This window comes from Ensifer soli, from assembly GCF_041928815.1.
GTDB lineage: Bacteria > Pseudomonadota > Alphaproteobacteria > Rhizobiales > Rhizobiaceae > JBHFEI01.
In genome coordinates this window covers 385,963-402,833 of the sequence record NZ_JBHFEI010000003.1, presented here as the reverse complement: position 1 = coordinate 402,833, position 16,871 = coordinate 385,963, and the positions used below count along the sequence as shown (strand labels likewise).

General features: G+C 67.3%; 17 protein-coding genes. 6 read left to right on the top strand and 11 right to left on the bottom strand.

Features of this window, described 5'->3' with window-relative positions:
• The first annotated feature begins 179 nt into the window (after window positions 1–179).
• Window positions 180–665, top strand: coding sequence for a CreA family protein (locus ACEVQ6_RS06760; protein ID WP_374888226.1), 486 nt, complete (start codon window positions 180–182; stop codon window positions 663–665).
• A gap of 74 nt (window positions 666–739) precedes the next feature.
• Here the strand turns inward: ACEVQ6_RS06760 and ACEVQ6_RS06755 are convergent, their stop codons facing one another.
• From ACEVQ6_RS06755 to ACEVQ6_RS06735, 5 genes are all read right to left on the bottom strand, one after another.
• Window positions 740–1,027 carry a hypothetical protein gene (locus ACEVQ6_RS06755; RefSeq protein ID WP_374888156.1) on the bottom strand — a complete coding sequence of 96 codons (288 nt, stop codon included), beginning with the start codon at window positions 1,025–1,027 and terminating at the stop codon, window positions 740–742.
• Between the two features lie 237 nt (window positions 1,028–1,264).
• Window positions 1,265–1,561 carry a hypothetical protein gene (locus ACEVQ6_RS06750; protein ID WP_374888155.1) on the bottom strand — a complete coding sequence of 99 codons (297 nt, stop codon included), beginning with the start codon at window positions 1,559–1,561 and terminating at the stop codon, window positions 1,265–1,267.
• Window positions 1,562–1,771: 210 nt separating this feature from the next.
• Window positions 1,772–2,398: a bifunctional nicotinamidase/pyrazinamidase gene (gene pncA / locus ACEVQ6_RS06745; RefSeq protein WP_374888225.1), complete on the bottom strand. Its 627-nt coding sequence runs from the start codon at window positions 2,396–2,398 to the stop codon at window positions 1,772–1,774.
• A gap of 81 nt (window positions 2,399–2,479) precedes the next feature.
• Window positions 2,480–2,947, bottom strand: a complete 468-nt coding sequence (locus ACEVQ6_RS06740) for a chemotaxis protein CheW (protein ID WP_374888154.1) — start codon at window positions 2,945–2,947, stop codon at window positions 2,480–2,482.
• Between the two features lie 2 nt (window positions 2,948–2,949).
• Window positions 2,950–5,004 (bottom strand): methyl-accepting chemotaxis protein, encoded by a 2,055-nt coding sequence (locus ACEVQ6_RS06735; protein WP_374888153.1) that lies wholly within the window; start codon window positions 5,002–5,004, stop codon window positions 2,950–2,952.
• Between the two features lie 311 nt (window positions 5,005–5,315).
• On the opposite strand from ACEVQ6_RS06735, the gene ACEVQ6_RS06730 reads away from it, so the two are divergent.
• From ACEVQ6_RS06730 to ACEVQ6_RS06715, 4 genes are all read left to right on the top strand, one after another.
• The gene (locus ACEVQ6_RS06730) at window positions 5,316–5,450 is read left to right on the top strand and encodes a hypothetical protein (RefSeq protein WP_374888152.1); all 135 of its coding nucleotides are present in this window, start codon (window positions 5,316–5,318) and stop codon (window positions 5,448–5,450) included.
• A gap of 90 nt (window positions 5,451–5,540) precedes the next feature.
• Window positions 5,541–6,140, top strand: a complete 600-nt coding sequence (locus ACEVQ6_RS06725) for an SCO family protein (protein ID WP_374888151.1) — start codon at window positions 5,541–5,543, stop codon at window positions 6,138–6,140.
• A 67-nt stretch (window positions 6,141–6,207) separates the two neighbouring features.
• On the top strand, window positions 6,208–7,086 hold the full coding sequence (locus tag ACEVQ6_RS06720) for a 50S ribosomal protein L11 methyltransferase (protein ID WP_374888150.1): 879 nt from the start codon (window positions 6,208–6,210) through the stop codon (window positions 7,084–7,086).
• A 423-nt stretch (window positions 7,087–7,509) separates the two neighbouring features.
• On the top strand, window positions 7,510–9,342 hold the full coding sequence (locus ACEVQ6_RS06715) for an aminopeptidase P family protein (RefSeq protein WP_374888149.1): 1,833 nt from the start codon (window positions 7,510–7,512) through the stop codon (window positions 9,340–9,342).
• A 26-nt stretch (window positions 9,343–9,368) separates the two neighbouring features.
• On the opposite strand, the gene ACEVQ6_RS06710 is transcribed toward ACEVQ6_RS06715, so the two are convergent.
• From ACEVQ6_RS06710 to panC, 4 genes are all read right to left on the bottom strand, one after another.
• Window positions 9,369–9,683, bottom strand: coding sequence for an AzlD family protein (locus ACEVQ6_RS06710; protein ID WP_374888148.1), 315 nt, complete (start codon window positions 9,681–9,683; stop codon window positions 9,369–9,371).
• Window positions 9,680–10,378, bottom strand: a complete 699-nt coding sequence (locus ACEVQ6_RS06705; RefSeq protein ID WP_374888147.1) for an AzlC family ABC transporter permease — start codon at window positions 10,376–10,378, stop codon at window positions 9,680–9,682. The genes ACEVQ6_RS06710 and ACEVQ6_RS06705 overlap by 4 nt, the downstream gene beginning before the upstream one ends.
• 117 nt (window positions 10,379–10,495) lie before the next feature.
• Window positions 10,496–11,317, bottom strand: a complete 822-nt coding sequence (gene panB, locus ACEVQ6_RS06700; protein WP_374888146.1) for a 3-methyl-2-oxobutanoate hydroxymethyltransferase — start codon at window positions 11,315–11,317, stop codon at window positions 10,496–10,498.
• 1 nt (window position 11,318) lies between these two features.
• Window positions 11,319–12,194 carry a pantoate--beta-alanine ligase gene (gene panC / locus ACEVQ6_RS06695; protein WP_374888145.1) on the bottom strand — a complete coding sequence of 292 codons (876 nt, stop codon included), beginning with the start codon at window positions 12,192–12,194 and terminating at the stop codon, window positions 11,319–11,321.
• A 222-nt stretch (window positions 12,195–12,416) separates the two neighbouring features.
• Here panC and ACEVQ6_RS06690 point away from each other — a divergent pair, with 222 nt between their 5' ends.
• Window positions 12,417–12,821: a VOC family protein gene (locus ACEVQ6_RS06690; protein ID WP_374888144.1), complete on the top strand. Its 405-nt coding sequence runs from the start codon at window positions 12,417–12,419 to the stop codon at window positions 12,819–12,821.
• Window positions 12,822–12,910: 89 nt separating this feature from the next.
• On the opposite strand, the gene ligA is transcribed toward ACEVQ6_RS06690, so the two are convergent.
• The gene (gene ligA, locus ACEVQ6_RS06685) at window positions 12,911–15,115 is read right to left on the bottom strand and encodes an NAD-dependent DNA ligase LigA (RefSeq protein WP_374888143.1); all 2,205 of its coding nucleotides are present in this window, start codon (window positions 15,113–15,115) and stop codon (window positions 12,911–12,913) included.
• A gap of 64 nt (window positions 15,116–15,179) precedes the next feature.
• Window positions 15,180–16,853: a DNA repair protein RecN gene (gene recN / locus ACEVQ6_RS06680; RefSeq protein WP_374888142.1), complete on the bottom strand. Its 1,674-nt coding sequence runs from the start codon at window positions 16,851–16,853 to the stop codon at window positions 15,180–15,182.
• Window positions 16,854–16,871: the final 18 nt, after the last annotated feature.

Sequence of the window (16,871 nt, the reverse complement as noted above, 5' to 3'; positions counted from 1 at the left end):
ACGTCAGGCCTCTCCGGTTGACAATCCGCCATGCGGGGCCCCGGGACCAGGCAAGGACGCCATGGCGGAGGTGCCCGTCGGATGCGCCGTCCCCCGAATCGGTCGCCGCGATCACGACCCTGTGAAAACGCTGCCCCGTGTCCTATCTCCCAAGGGTACAAACGGAGGGACTGACGATGATGCGGCGAAGCCTGCTTGCCTGTGCGAGCCTTGCGATGATGATGTCCGCCGGAATAGCGGGCGCGGAGACGGTCGGAGAGGTCGGCGTCGACTGGATCGGCAACGACATCAAGGTGGACGCGGTCAGCGACCCGAAGGTGTCGGGCGTCACCTGCCACGTGACCTATTTCGACCGCGGCGTCATCGACCGGTTGAAGAACGGCAACTGGTTCGAGGACCCCTCGAACAATTCGATCGCCTGCCGGCAGACCGGCCCGATCACCATCGGCGAGATCGACCTGTCGAAAGGCGGCGAGGACGTGTTCCGCTCCGGCCTGTCGCTGATCTTCAAGAGCCTCGTCGTGACGCGGATCTACGACAAGAAGAACGACACGCTGATCTATCTCGCCCATTCCCGCGAGCTGACGGAGGGATCGGCCAAGATGTCGCTGTCGACGGTTCCGCTCTACGGCCAGACGGTGACCTGGAGCGTCAAGAAGCCCTGACGCGATCATTCGCACTCAAACGGAAAAGGGGCCGGCAACCGCCGACCCTTTCCCCTGCATTCCATCCGTATGCGTTACTTCTGCTCGGGGTTCGCACCTTCGTAGTAGTCACCGTCGCCCGGGGCGGCCGGAGCGGTCTTGTCGTCGGCGATGCTGCCGGTGGCGTTCTGGTCGACCTTCGGCAGGACGATGGCTTCACCGGTCTGCGGCGCGGGCGTGACCTGTTCGGTGGCCTCCGGAGCCGTCGTGCCGTTGAAGTAGTCGCCGTCGCCGGGCTCAAACGTGCTCTGTGCCACGGCACCGCCGAGGGCGACCGACGAGAACAGGGCGGCAGCGGCGAGGATCGAAAGTTTCTTCTGCATTGTCTCTCTCCTTGAAGGGAAGGGTTTGAGTTCAACTGTCTGTAATTCTTTAAGTCAGCGCCTGACCTGCAGGAATAACGAGAAAAAGAGCGTATGGTTCCAGCGGGATTCGCTTCTATCCGAAAATTAATCTGCAACGATACACTGCGGCATGCCGGAACTTACCGATCAAAAACGACAAAGCCCCGGCATCATGTGATGCCGGGGCTTTGAGCCGGTGGTTGATCCCGCCCGGTATTACTGGTTGGTCGGGGACGTCCCTTCGTAGTACTCCATGTCGCCGGCGATCGGGGCCTGCGGCTGTGCCTGGCTGCCGCTGCTCATGCCCATCGAGTTGGAACGGACGCTGCCGGTGTTGTTCGGATCGACGAGCGTGCCGTCCGGGCCGGTCGAGGACGGGGGCGTCGCGCCGATGTAGAAGTCGCCGTCGCCCGGCTGATAGCCGTCGGCATTCGCACCCTGGGCAAAGGCGCCACCGAGGGCGGCGGACGAAAACAGCGCGGCGGCGGCGGCGAGCTTGATGAACTTGGACATGATATTCTCCTGTTCTGGTTCCATTGGGTTCGTTTGTCTTGACCCGTCCATGAAACGCCCGACAACCGGTATGGTTTCATGCCGCGCCTGCGCCGCTCATCACACTGTGTTGAGCGAAAACATGTGCCGGCGAATGAAACTTTTCGGTCTGTCGCCCGTGCGATCCGCCTGCCCGGCCGTGTGCCGCGAAAGGTCCCGCCGATCGGACGGTCAGCCGCCGATGACGTCCGATGCGGTGACGATGGCGATCCCGGCCGCCCGCATCTCCTCGACCGCCGCCGCGACGCCGGCCGGGTCGATGCCGCGGCTCGCATCCTCGACGAAGCGCACGGCGACCCCGTCCAGCATGGCGACGGCGTCGAGAGCGGAGAACTTGACGCAGTAGTCGGTCGCGAGCCCGCAGATGTCGAGCACCGTCACGCCCCTGTCCCGAAGCACGGCGTCGAGCCCGGTCAGCGCGGCCCGGTCATTGTCGCGGAAGGCGGAGTAGCTGTCGACGGCGGCATCGATGCCCTTGCGCTGGACGAGATCGACGCTCCGCAGGTCGAGATCCGGGTGGAACGCGGCGTCCTCGGTGCCTTGGACGCAATGGTCCGGCCACATCATCTGCGGCTTGCCGCCGAGTTCGCCCATGTCGAAGGGGCGTTTCCCGGGATGGCTGGAGGCGAAGCTGCCGTGGCCTTGCGGGTGCCAGTCCTGCGAGGCGACGACAAGGTCGTAGCCTCCCTCGGCGATCAGCCTGTTGGCGACCGGAACCACCGCATCGCCATCGGGCACCGGCAGGTTGCCGCCGGGGCAGAACCCTCTCTGGATATCGACGAGAAGCAGGCATTTCACCACGGCAGTCTCCCTTGCCCATGCGATGACCCCATTGAGCACGGAGGCAAAGCGCGGCGCAAGGCCCTGCGGCGCGCGCCGTCAGGCGGCGTTGGCAAGCCGGTCGGCGATGACGGTGTCGAGGTTCAGGAAGCAGACCATCGACTTTTCCAGCGCCACGATACCGCGGCAGAAGGCGCGCTGCGCCTCGGGAATGATCTCCGGCGCCGGCTGCAGGTCCTCCGCGCGGATGGTCATCATGTCGGAGACCTGCTCGACCAGAAGGCCGACCAGCTTGCCGGCGATGTCCGTGACGATGATCGCGGCGCGCTCGGAAGGCTCCGTCATCTTCATCCCGAGCCGGCAGGCCATGTCGATGACCGGGATCACGGCGCCGCGCAGGTTGATCAGGCCGAGCACGTAGGGCGGCGTGTGCGGCATCGGCGTCACCGGCGCCCAGCCGCGGATTTCGCGGATCGCCATGATGTCGATGCAGAATTCCTGGTCGCCGAGATGGAAGGAGACGATCTCCAGATAGGAGGCACCGGACTGCTTGAGCGCGTTGGACATGATCAGAACTCTTCCCAGTTGTCTGCGGAACTCGCCGAAGCGGCGGACGAGGCCGGAGAATTGCCGAAGGCGCCTGCGACACGGCCGATCAGGGCCTTGGCAGGAGAGGAGCGCGGCCGGCTGGCCGTCGAGGCGGCCTTGGGCGCCAGCGACGAACGCGGCGCGGCGGCGCGCATGGCCGGCATCCCTACCGGCGCCGGCTGGTCCGGGGCTTGACGGTAGGGCTGGTGGGAGGCCGGTTGCGCCTGGCCGCTCAGATGGAACTGGCCGACGATGCGGCCGAGACCCTCGGCATCCTGCGCCAACGTGTGGCTTGCCGCGTTGGTTTCCTCGACCATCGCGGCGTTCTGCTGCGTCGTCTGGTCGAGCTGGCCGACCGCGGCATTGATCTCGCCAAGCCCGGTCTGCTGCTCGCGCGCGGCCATCACGATTGACTTCATATGGGCGTTGATGCGCGACACGTCGGTGCCGATGCGCCCGAGCGCGTCGCCCGTCGCCTGGACGAGCCGGACGCCGTTGCCGACCTCGGTGCCGGAGCGGGTCACGAGCGCCTTGATGTCCTTGGCGGCGCCGGCGGCGCGCTGGGCGAGTTCGCGCACCTCCTGGGCGACGACGGCGAAACCCTTGCCGGCCTCGCCCGCCCGTGCCGCCTCGACGCCGGCATTGAGCGCCAGCAGGTTCGTCTGGAAGGCGATCTCGTCGATGACGTTGATGATCTTGCCGATCTCCAAGGACGCCCCTTCGATGCGCGCCATCGCGGCCACCGCCTCGCCGACGATGCGGCCGGATTCCTCGGCGTTCGTCCGCGTCTCGTCGACCATGCGGCTCGCTTCTTCCGCAAGCGCGGTCGAACTGCGCACGGTGCCGGTGATCTGGGCCAGCGCCGCGGAGGTCTCCTCCAGCGAGGCCGCCTGTTGTTCCGTCCGCCGGGCGAGGTCGTCGGCGGCGCTGCGCATCTGCTGGCTGTTCGACTGGATCGAGGCGGTGTTTTCCTTGACCTGCGCCATCACGTCCTGCAGGCGCTCGACGGTCTGGTTGAAGTCGCCGCGCAGCCGGTCGAGATCGCCGTGGAAGGGTTCGCGCAGCATGTCGGAGAGGTCGCCCTCGGAAAGCCGGTTCAATCCGCGTCCAAGCGCATCGACGGCGGCCTCGATATGGCGGGTCTCGGTGCTGCGCAGGGCCTCGCGCGCCGCCCGCTCGGCGTCGCTTGCCGCGCGCGCGGTGGCCGTGGCCTGTTCCATCTCCTGCTTATCGATCGCGGCAAGGCGGAACTGTTCGATCGAACGGGCCATCTCGCCGATTTCGTCGGCGCGGCCGGTCGAGGGGACGGCGGTGGCGAGACGACCGGCGAGAATATGCTGCATGCTGTCGCGCAGGCCGTAGATGCCCCGGCGCAGCACGTTGCCGTGGTAGACGATCAATCCCATCAGCCCTACCATGACGGCAAGGCCGAGGCCGATCTGGTAGGCGAGCGACGCGGCGGAGGCGGCCCGCGCCTCGGCGATCCGGGCCTCGGCGAGCGCACGAGCCTCGCCCTGCAGCGCATCGAGCGACGTGCCGATGCGGTCGCCGCCGCCATCGATGGCGTCGTCCAGCGCGGCATAGGCCTCCGGCGCGGCGCCTGTCTCCACCATGGTTTTCAGGTCGACGGTGATCGCCTTCGAAAGCGCGGCGAGATCGGCATCGAAGCGCGCCGTCAGTTCCGGCTTGCCGACCTGTGTCGCGAGTGCCTTTGCCGCAGCGAGATTGTCGTTGAGGACGGCGAAAGACGTCGCGATCGACGCCTGGCGCTGGGGCTGGATCGCCCGCTCCTCGCGATCGATGATCGTGTCCATCGCCACCAGGACCAGTTCCTTGTTGGCGGAATGCATGTTGCCGATCGTCGTGATCGCGTTTTGCGCGTCGATCGAACGGGCGAGAGCGCCGTTCAGGGCTGCACTCTGGTACCAGCCGACGCCGAGGATCGCGCCGACGCCGACGAAAGCGGCCATACCGAGCGTCGTCAGCCGCTGGCCGACGGAGAGTGTTCGCATGCTGCCCGCTGCGGTCGTCGTCATGTCGCAACACCCGGTTGCCACCCGCAGGGCATGGAGACGCCGGCCGCGAGCGGGTTTGAGCCCATCATGCGGATCCCGGTCTTTCGACCGCGTGACATCATGTCGATCCTGTGGAGACGGCGCTCCTCCGCCGTCAAACCATCCCAGAGTTCCCTTAAACTTTTCCTAAAATATCGCTGCGGCGACATGCAGCAGGCACGTGCCGGAGTTTTTTGCCCTTGTCCGGTTGCCGGACGGCAGGGATCGGGCGATACTGCCGAAGGTTGATACCCCGAAGGCCCGCGCCCATGCGTCCCAGTGCACGACATGTCATGACCCCGCTCCTCGCAACGGCCGGGCTCGCCGTCCTGTCGCTCGTCACCTTCCATGCCTTCGACGGCTGGCTCGCCCATGGCAGCGACATCCTGCTCGCCATGGCGGCGAACGGACTGTCCTGGTGCTTCTGAACACCCGGCGGCTGCGTCACTTTCGCCGTTTGCCTCCGTTGCCGCGACGGTCTATGTCCGGCGGGACGTGAACGAACCGATGGAGACGACATGAAGACGCTGCGCATCGTTCTGTGGCTGGCGGTTGCCGTCGTCGCGCTCGGCATCGGCTGGATGACGTTCCAGGCGACGCGCCCTCCGGTCTCGGCGACCGGCGGGCCTTTTGGAGTCCCCTTCACGCTGGTGGCGCAGAACGGCGCGCCGATCACGCAGGAGGCCTTCACGGGCAAGCCGTCGGCCCTGTTCTTCGGCTTCACCCACTGCCCCGAGGTGTGCCCGACCACCCTTTTCGAGCTGGACGGCTGGCTGTCCAAGGTCGATCCCGACGGGACCAGGCTTCAGGCCTATTTCGTCTCCGTCGATCCCGAACGCGACACGCCCGAAATCCTCGGCCAGTATGTCTCGAACGTCTCCAAGCGCATCACCGGCATTTCCGGTCCGCCGGACAAGGTGATGGAGATGGTCAAGGGCTTCCGTGTCTATGCGAAGAAGGTGCCGCTCGACGAGAAGGCACCGGACGGCGACTACACGATGGACCACACGGCCTCCGTCTTCCTGCTCGACGCCGCTGGCGGCTTCCGCGGCACCATCGCCTACGGCGAAAATCCGGATACGGCGGTGAAGAAGCTCGAAAACCTGATCAAGGGCTGATAGGAGCGGCACGGCCCGCAGCGGAAAAGAAGGACGTGGCGGGCCGGCCAGTAAGGAGATCGCCCCCGTGAACCAGGACATCCGCCTCTTCGTCTCCACCAGCGAACGCCTGGCGACGCTTGCCCTCGATCGGATGGGTGCGGCCTTCGACGAGGACGGCTATGCGATCGCGACGATGGAGATCGACGAGCGCAACGATGTCTGGGAGGCATCGATCTATTTGGCGGCGGAGGAGGAGGAGACGATCCGGACACGGCTCGGCGAGATCTTCACGGATGCGCTCGCCGGGCTCGCGATCGAGCGCGAGCAACTGCCGGATGTCGACTGGATCGCAAAATCCCTCGAAGGTCTCGCCCCGGTGCGCGCCGGCCGCTTCGTCGTGCACGGCTCGCATGACCGCGACAAGGTGCAGACCGGCGAGATCGCCATTGAGATCGACGCCGGCATGGCCTTCGGAACGGGGCACCACGGCACGACGGCGGGCTGCCTCGAACTGATCGAGGAGGTGCTGCGCGCCCGGCCGGTGACGAACGTGCTCGACCTCGGCACGGGAAGCGGCGTGCTGGCGATCGCCGCCTACAAGCTCGCCCGCGTGCCGGTGCTCGCGACCGACATCGACCCGGTCGCCACGCGCGTGGCCACGGAAAACGTCCGCATCAATGGGATCGCCGGCGGGATCACGCTGCGCACCGCGACGGGTTTCCATGCGCCCGCCTTCCGCGAACAGGGCCCCTTCGACCTGATCATCGCCAACATTCTGGCACGGCCGCTGATGCGCCTTGCGCCGGACGTGGCGCGCCATCTCGCGCCCGGCGGCGCGATCATCCTGTCGGGCATCCTCGCCGAACAACGCTGGAAGGTACTCGCCGCCTATAACGGCCAGCGCTTCCGCCACGTCCGCACGATCTGGCGCAACGGCTGGGTGACGATGCACCTGACGCGCTGAGGCGAAGGCAAGAACAAAAGAAAAGGCGGTGCCGAAAGCACCGCCTTTTCTTTTGTTCTTGCCGCATTGTCCGGCGCCCGCGAGCCTTGGGGAGGAGAAGGCTCGAGCGGGCTTTCCCATGTCGCGCCGCCGGCATCCTGAGGGAGGAGGATCGGAGGCCGGCGCGAAACGCGTCATGGAGATCCCTGCCCTGCGGCAAGGAAGCGACATACCCTCATGCGCTCGGTCGTTGCCGGACCATACGGGCGCGTCCCCCCCCCCGCGCGGCCAGTCGGCCGTCGGCATGGGTGCGATGCGCGTGCGATGCATGAAGGGCTGCGCTCGCCGGCAGGCGCCTTCGCGCATCGAAGGAGATTCCGGGCGGCGGTTTTCTGCAGTAGGGTCCGGCAGGCGGGAATCGCCGCGCAACTCATGGATCGCCCGATGTTCCAATCCTTCGACGTCACCTCCACGCCCAGTTTCGGACGGAGCCGCGTCGCGGCGCTCAGGGGCCGCTTCGCCGCGCTCGGTGTCGACGGCTTTCTCGTGCCGCGCGCCGACGAGTATCAGGGCGAGTACGTCCCGGCCTCCGCGGAGCGGCTCGCCTGGCTGACCGGCTTCACCGGTTCCGCCGGCTGCTGCCTCGTCACGATGCGCGAGGCCGTGGTGTTCGTCGACGGCCGCTACGTCACGCAGCTTGCGGCGCAGGTCGACGGCGACGTCTTCTCCCCCGGCGATCTCGTCGGCGAGCCGCCGCATCTGTGGCTCGAACGACATGCCCCGAAAGGATTTCGCCTCGGCGTCGACCCCTGGATGCAGACGAGCGCGGAGGTCGAGAAACTGGAGACGGCATTGAAGCGGATCGACGGCATGCTGGTGCCGCTCGACGACAATCCGCTCGACGCCGTCTGGACCGACCGTCCTGCCCCGCCGCTCGGCCGCGTCCTCATCCAGCCGCTCGAGCATGCCGGCGCCTCCGCCCGCGACAAGATCGCCGCGATCGCGGCTGCCGTCGCGGAGAAGAACGTGGCCGCCGTGATCCTTTCGGATCCCTCGTCCGTCGCCTGGACCTTCAACATCCGCGGCGCCGACGTGCCGCACACGCCGCACCCGCTGTCGCGCGCCCTCATCCGCGCCGACGGCAGCGCCGCGATCTTCCTCGACAAGCGCAAGACGGGCATCGAGCAGGAGGCCTACCTCACCCAGCTTGCCGACATGCTGCCGCCCGGGCAATTCGACGAGGAGATGAGGGCGCTCTCCCGCCAAGGCGCGACGATCCTGATCGATCCGGACGTCGCGCCGCAGGCGCTCGCAAGCCTGATCCGCTCGGAAGGCGGAACGCCGGTGCAGGCCCCGGACCCCGCGCGCCTGCCGCGCGCCTGCAAGAATGCGGCCGAGATCGCCGGTTCGGCGAGGGCCCATCTCCAGGACGGCGCGGCGATGGTCGAATTCCTCGCCTGGCTCGACGCGCAGCCGCACGGCACGGTGAGCGAGATCGCCGCCGTGAGGCGGCTCGAGGCCGCGCGCACCGCCGTCGGCGCACGGATGCAGAACCCGTTGCGCGATATCTCCTTCGACACGATCTCCGGCGCCGGCTCCAACGCCGCGATCATCCATTATCGCGTCACCACCGAGACGGACCGGCCGCTCGAGGCCGGCACCATGTTCCTGGTCGATTCCGGCGGTCAGTACCTGAACGGCACGACCGACATCACCCGGACGGTCGCGATCGGCGCCGTTCCCGACGAGCAGAGGCGCTTCTTCACCCGCGTGCTGAAGGGGATGATCGCCATCAGCACCGCGCGCTTTCCGAAGGGCACGCGCGGCATCGACCTCGATCCGCTCGCCCGCATCGCGCTCTGGAAGGGCGGCGGCGACTATGCGCACGGCACCGGCCACGGCGTCGGGTCCTACCTTTCCGTGCATGAGGGGCCGCAGAGGATTTCCCGCGCGGCGATGCAGGAACTGCTGCCGGGCATGATCCTCTCCAACGAGCCGGGCTACTACCGGCCGGGCGCCTTCGGCATCCGCATCGAGAACCTGATCCATGTGCTTGGGCCCGAGCCCGTCGGCGACGGCGACCAGCCGATGCTCGGCTTCGGCACGCTGACCTTCTGCCCGATCGACACGCGGCTGGTGGTGGCGGAGTTGATGACGCCGGAGGAGATCGCCTGGCTCGATGCCTATCACGCCGAGACGCGTGAGAAGATCGCCCCGCTTCTCGCAAACGACGAGACGAGGGACTGGCTGACACGGGCGACGGCCCCGCTTTCCTGAAGCGCGACCGGACGCGGCGCGAGGGTTCAGAAGATCCCGGAATGGCGCAGCGCCATGACCGCAAGCCAGCCGACGACGAGCATGGCGATCGAGGAAAAGCGCAGGCCGACGAAGAAGGCCGCGACCATCGCTACGACGACATCGAGCCCGCCATAGAGGAAGGCGGGCGCGACGAGGGTCGACAATACGGCCGCAGGAACGGCGTTGAGCGCCGCCTCGGCGCGCGGATGGATGCTGCGAAAACGGGTGATCATCAGGTAGCCGCCGATCCTAGTCGCGTAGGTGGCGACAGCGGCGGCGAGGATGATCAGCAGGGTCGTCCCTTCCCCCGCATGGCTCATCGCGTCGCCTCCCCTTTCGGCGCAACCGGCAGGAACGCGGCCAGCAGCACGCCGGACAGTGCGCCGAAGCTGACATGCCAGGGCGAGCCGACGATCCTGTAGGCCGCGACCGAGACGACGGAGCTGACGAGCACGATCGGCAGCCAGTGATCGCGGCTGCGGAAGCTCATCAGCATGCCGAAGAAATAGACCGGCAGCAGCACGTCGAGCCCGATCATGCGCGGGTCGCCGATGAAGCGGCCGAACAGCGCGCCGACGATCGTGACGAGGAGCCAGGGCACGTAGATGACGAGGCCGAAGCCCATGTACCAGGAAAACGTCACGGGAATGCCGCGCTCGGCGCGCCGCTCGGCTTCGGCATATTGCGGATCGGTCAGGAGATTGAAGGCGATGAGCTTCTGCGGCCAGGTGAAATGATTGAGATGCGGCGCGATCGATGCCGAATAGAGGATGTGGCGGAAATTGACGGCGAAGATCGACAGCACGATCAGCCAGGGCTCGACGTTCTTGCCGAAGAGTTCGATCCCCACCATCTGGCTGGCACCGGCAAAGCACAGCGCGCTCATCAGCGCCGCGTCGGTGACCGACATGCCGTTCTGCACCGCAAGCGCCCCGAACAGCCCGCCGAAGGGAACGGCGGAAAGCATGACGGGCAGGCCGCCGCGCATGCCGGTCCAGAAATCCGATTGCTGCAAGGAAGACACTCCGGCGTACCCCGTCGATCCCGAGACATAAGGGTCGGGGCCGCCCCTCGGCAATCAAGAGTTTTTGATGCAAGGATCGAAACGGCTGATGGATGATCGAGCCGCCCGTCAGCCCTTCAGCTGGAACGTGTGCTCGATCCCGGGAAAGACGCGTGCCTTGACATCGGTGGCATAGGCCTCGACGGCGGCCGAGATCTCCGGCGCCAGGTTGGCGAAATGCTTGACGAAGCGCGGCTTGAAATCGTTGAAGATGCCGAGCATGTCGTCGGAAACGAGGATCTGCCCGTCGCAGGCGGGCGAAGCGCCGATGCCGATGGTCGGCGCCTGCACGAGGTCGCTGATCTCGCGCGCCAGGGGCTCGACGGTGCCCTCGATGACGATGGCGAAGGCGCCGGCCTCGTCGATCGCGACCGCGTCGCGGCGGATCTTCTCCTGCTCGGCTTCGCTGCGCCCGAGCGACCGGTAGCCGCCCGTCGTGTTGACGAGCTGCGGCATCAGGCCGACATGGCCGAGCACCGGAATGCCGCGGCTCGACAGGAAGGCCACCGTCTCGGCCATCTCCGCCCCGCCCTCGATCTTGACGGCGGCACAGCCGGTTTCCTTGAGGATGCGCGCGGCGGTGTTGAAGGCCTGCTCCTTCGATTCCTGGTAGGAGCCGAAGGGCAGGTCGACGACGACGCAGGCGCGCTGCGAGCCGCGCATCACCGCCTGCCCGTGCGCGATCATCATCTCGACGGTGACGCCGACGGTCGAATCGAGCCCGTAGACGACCATGCCGAGCGAATCGCCGACGAGGATGAAATCGACATGCGGGTCGAGGAGCTTGGCGATCGGCGTGGTGTAGGCCGTCAGGCTGACGATCGGCCGCTCGCCCTTCAGCGACCGCACGTCCTTCGGGCTCAGGCGCCGCTTGGTTCCCTGCACGCTCATGTCACGCCACTCCCGTCTTCATCGCGTTTGTCGGGTCGATGACCCGGTTGTCGAGGAGCTTCGTGCTCCCGAAGCGGACAAAAAGCAACACGAGAACCGGCCGGTCCGCGACCCTGTCGGGGGCGGCCAGCGTCTCGGGATCGCGCAGCGCCACCACGTCCGGCCGCGCCAGCGGCTCGGCGGCGACGAAGCGCGCGACCGCGGCCTCGATCGCCGCAACGTCGCGAAGCCCGCCGGCGATCAGGCGTTCCGCCTCGTCGAGCGCATCCGGCACGATCTTCGCGGCGCGGCGCTCGGCCGGGCTCAGATAGACGTTGCGCGACGACATGGCGAGGCCGTCCGCCTCGCGCACCGTCGGCACGCCGACGATCTCGACCGGCTGCGCCAGATCGTCCACCATGCGGCGGATGATCTGCAGCTGCTGAAAATCCTTCTCGCCGAAATAAGCACGGTCCGGCTGGACGATGTTGAAGAGCTTGGTGACGACGGTTGCGACGCCGGCGAAATGGCCTGGCCGGACCTCCCCCTCCAGCAAGCGCCCAAGGGCGGGGACATCGACCACCGTCTCCATCGGCCGCGGATACATGTCCGGGACGCCGGGCGCGAAGAGGAGATCGACCCCGGCCGCCTCGAGCATCGCCTGGTCGCGGGCAAGGTCGCGCGGATAGCGCGCGAGGTCCTCATTCGCGCCGAATTGCAGCGGATTGACGAAGATGCTGGCAGCGACGACGTCGTTGGCGGCGCGCGCCCGGGCGACGAGATCCATATGGCCGTCATGCAGGTAGCCCATGGTCGGGACGAGGCCGACCGTCCGGCCGGCGCGGCGCGCAGAAGCGAGCCGGGCGCGCACGCCCGCGATCGTCGCAATGGTGTCCACCTGAGCCTCCCATCCCTCGATCCCCGCCTCCTTCGCCCGCGCGGGGTGCTCCTTCCTAACGTGTGCGCCGCAAAAAAACAATGCGAGGGGGTGTGCGCCGCCACGGGCGGGGAAACGGCAAAATTGTATTTGACAGCCTGTCGGGAAGGACGACGCTCGACCGTCCTTGGACCATCACGGACCACGACGGCGGACATCGCCCGAAACGAAAGGAACCACGGAATGCGCATGATCTTCGTCAACCTGCCCGTCAAGGACCTCGATGCCTCGAAGGCCTTCTTCGCGGCGCTGGGCTTCGGCTTCAATCCGCAGTTCACCGACGAGACGGCCGCCTGCATGGTGATCGCGGACAACATCTTCGCCATGCTGCTGACCGAGGCGAAATTCTCGGAGTTCATCACACAGCCGATCAGCGACGCGACCAGGGCAACGGAGGTGCTGGTCGCGCTTTCGGCGTCGAGCCGCGCCGAGGTGGACGACACGCTCGCCAAGGCGCTCGCGGCCGGCGCGAGGCCGTGGAAGCCGGCGATCGACTACGGCTTCATGTACGGCATCAGCTTCCAGGACCTCGACGGCCATGTCTGGGAAGTCATGTGGATGGACCCGTCCGCGGTCCAGAAGACCTGACCGGAGGCCTCCCCCGCCTTGGTATCACGCAGGCCATTTGCCTGACGCGGGGATCACCGGAAGCCGAAAGGACGGGCGGCGTCTCTCGTTCACGCATCGTCCGGCGACGGAGCGGGAGCGCCCGGGCCGGACATGCCCTCGGCGCCGACGAGGACGAACCAGCCGTCCTCGTCGACGGTCTCGATGCCGAGGTCGCGGGCCTTTTCCAGCTTCGAGCCTGCACCGGGCCCGGCGACCAGGAGATCGGTCTTCTTCGAGACCGATCCGGCCACCTTGGCGCCGAGCCGCTCGGCCATCGCCTTCGCCTCGTCGCGCGTCATCTTTTCCAGCGTGCCGGTAAAGACAACGGTCTTGCCGGCGACCGGGCTGGAGGCCGCGGCCGGGGCTTGCGCATCGAGGGGCGTCACCTCCTGCAGGAGACGGGCGACGACGGCGCGGTTGTTCTCCTCGGCGTAGAAATCGACGATCGCCTGGGCCACGACCTGGCCGATGCCGTCGATGGCGTTGAGTTCGGCCCAGGCCTCGCTTCCGGGATCAGCGGCCGCCTCCATCGCGGCGGCAAAGGCCGCATAGCTTCCATAGGATCGCGCCAGAAGTTTTGCCGTCGTCTCGCCGGCATGGCGGATGCCGAGCGCGTAGATGAAGCGATGCAGCGCGACGGACCGCCGGTTGTCGATCGCGTCATAGAGCTTGGTGACGCTGACCTTGCCGAATCCGTCGATGTTCTCGAGCCTGGCGAGCGAGGCCTCCTGCCGCCGCTTCAGCGTGAAGATGTCCGGCGCCGTGCGGATCGACAGCGACGGATCCTCGCTCTCGAAGAAGAACTGGATCTGCTTCGTGCCGAGCCCCTCGATGTCGAAGGCGTTGCGCGAGACGAAATGCTTCAGATGCTCGACCGCCTGCGCCCGGCAGACGAAGCCGCCGGTGCAGCGGGTGACCGAATCGAGCTTTCCGGTCTTCTCGTTCCTCTCGCGCACGGCATGGCTGCCGCAGACAGGGCAGGTCTGCGGAAATTCGTAAGGAACCGCCTCCGCCGGACGCTTCTCCATCACCACGTCAAGCACCTGCGGGATGACGTCGCCGGCGCGCTGGACGATCACCGTATCGCCGACGCGGATGTCGTGCCCCTCGTCCCGGATCCGCTCGCCGGAATTGCCGATGCCGGCAATGTAATCGGCATTGTGCAGCGTCGCGTTGGTGACGACGACGCCGCCGACCGTCACCGGCGTCAGCCGCGCCACCGGCGTCAGCGCGCCGGTGCGGCCGACCTGGATGTCGATCTTCTCGACATGGGTGAAGGCCTGTTCAGCCGGGAATTTGTGCGCCGTCGCCCAGCGCGGGCTGCGCGAGCGGAAACCGAGGCGGGCCTGCAGGTCGAGCCTGTCGACCTTGTAGACGACGCCGTCGATCTCGTAGTCGAGATCGGGGCGCTTCAGGCCGATCTCCGCGTAATGGGCGATGATGTCGTCGACCGAGCTCAGCCGCTTCATCAGCGGATTGACCGGAAAGCCCCATCCTTTGAAGGCCTCGACCATACCCATCTGCGTGTCTGCCGGCATCGCCGACATCTCGCCCCAGGCATAGGCGAAAAATTTCAGCCGGCGGCTCGCCGTGACTTTGGCGTCGAGCTGGCGCAGCGATCCGGCCGCGGTGTTGCGCGGGTTGACATAGGTCTGCCGACCCTCCGCCGCCATCTGTGCGTTCAGTGCGAGGAAATCGCTCTTGCGCATATAAACCTCGCCGCGCACCTCGACGATGTCGGGCGCGCCGGCCGGCAGCCGGTCGGGGATCTCGGCGATGGTGCGGATATTCTCCGTGACGTTCTCGCCCGTCGTCCCGTCGCCGCGCGTCGCCGCATTGACGAGCCGCCCGCCCTCGTAGCGGATCGACATCGATAGCCCGTCGATCTTCGGCTCGGCGGTGAACGCGATCTCTCCTTCCGCGATATTGCCGAGGAAGCGATAGACCGAGGCGACGAAGTCGCGCACGTCGGCGTCGGAAAAGGCGTTGTCGAGCGACAGCATCGGGCGCGAATGGGTGATCGGCGCAAAGGTCGCCAGCGGCGCGGCGCCGACCCGGATCGAAGGGCTGTCGGCGCGGATCAGCTGCGGGAACCGCGCCTCGATCGCGTCGTTGCGCCGCTTCAGCGCGTCATAGCCGGCATCCGAAATCTCCGGCGCGTCCTGGCCGTGGTAGAGCGCGTCGTGCCGGGCGATCTCGGCGGCGAGAAACGCCAGCTCGGCGGCGGCCTCCTCTTCCGTGAGGTTGTCCACGGGCGTCTTGTCGGTCGTCATCACGCGTCACTCCGGCTGTCCGGATCGGTGTTTTAGAGGAATCGCCGCGATTGAAAAGGGCGGTTCAGCCGTTGCCGGCGATCAGCTTGGCGGCAGCGGCCCGCGCCTCCTCGGTGATCGAGGCGCCGGCGAGCATGCGGGCGATCTCCTCGGTGCGCGCCGCATCGTCCATGCGCGCGACACGGGTGGCGATCGCGTCGGAGCGGGCGACGGAAGGGCCTTTGGAGATGAGGAGATGCGTCGAGGCCCGGGCGGCGACCTGCGGCGCATGGGTGACCGAGAGCACCTGAACCGTCTGAGACAGCCGCTTCAGCCGCTGGCCGATCGCATCGGCGACCGCACCGCCGACGCCGGTGTCGATCTCGTCGAAGACGAGGGTCGGCGCCGAGCCGCGATCGGCGAGCGCCACCTTCAGCGCCAGCAGGAAACGGGAAAGCTCGCCGCCGGAAGCCACCTTCATCATCGGTCCGGCCCGCGTGCCCGGATTGGTCTGGACATGGAACTCGACGGTGTCGATGCCGTCGGCTGCGGGGTTGGCTGTCTCGGTCGTGACCGCGACCATGAAACGCGCCCGCTCCAGTTTGAGTGCCGGCAGTTCGTTCATCACCGCCGCCGACAGGGCGGCTGCGGCATGATGGCGCTTGGCGGAGAGCGCGCGGGCCTGCTCGTCGAACAGCGCCTTCGCTTCCGCCTCCTGCCGTTCGAGACGTTTGAGCTTCTCTTCTCCTGCATCGAGATCGGCGAGATCGGCGATCATGCGCACGGCGAGCGCCGGCAGGTCGGTGACCGGCACCGAATATTTCCGCGCCGCGGCGCGCAGCGCGAACAGCCGCTCCTCGACGCGCTCCAGCTCGCGCGGATCGTATTCCGTGCGGCGGAGCGCGGTCTCGACCGCCATCTGCGCATCGGAGAGATGGTTCAGCGCCTGGTCGAGCAGCGCCACCGTCTCCTCGAGCAGGCCAGGCACCTCGTGGCTCTTGCGCTCCAGACGCCGCACCAGCGAGGCGATCTCCGGCACGGGCGAGCCGTTGCCGTTCAGGAACTCGCTCGCCTCGTTGATGTCGGAGGCGATACGCTCCGATTTCATCATCCGCGCCCGCTTCTCGGCCAGTTCGTCCTCCTCGCCGTCCTGCGGCGAGAGCGCCTCGAGCTCGTCGACGGAGGCGCGGATATAGTCGGCCTCGCGCGCCGCCGCCTCGACCTTGTCGCGGTGCTTGCGCAGCGCCTGCCCGGCCGAACGCCAGGCGCGATAGAGCCCGGAGACGGCTTCCGCCTCAGCGGTCAGGCCGCCGAATGCATCGAGGAGCAGGCGGTGGGCGTCGGGCCCGACAAGGGCGCGGTCGTCGTGCTGCCCGTGGATCTCGACCAGCAACTGGCCGACCTGGCGCATCAGCTGCACGCTGACCGGCTGGTCGTTGACGAAGGCACGCGTGCGGCCGTCGGCCGATTGCACCCGGCGGAAGATCAGGTCCCCGTCCTCGTCGATGCCGTTCTCGCGCAGAACGAGACGCGCCGCGTGGTCGCAATCGACATCGAAGGCGGCGGTGACCTGCCCCTTGTCCTCGCCGTGACGCACGAGGGAGCCATCGCCGCGACCGCCGAGCGCCAGCGCCAGGCTGTCGAGGAGGATCGACTTGCCCGCGCCCGTCTCGCCGGTCAGGACCGAGAGACCGCCCTCGAAGGAGAGATCGAGCCGCTCGATCAGAACGATATCGCGGATCGAAAGCTGGGACAGCATGGGTGCGCCGGGTCTTGT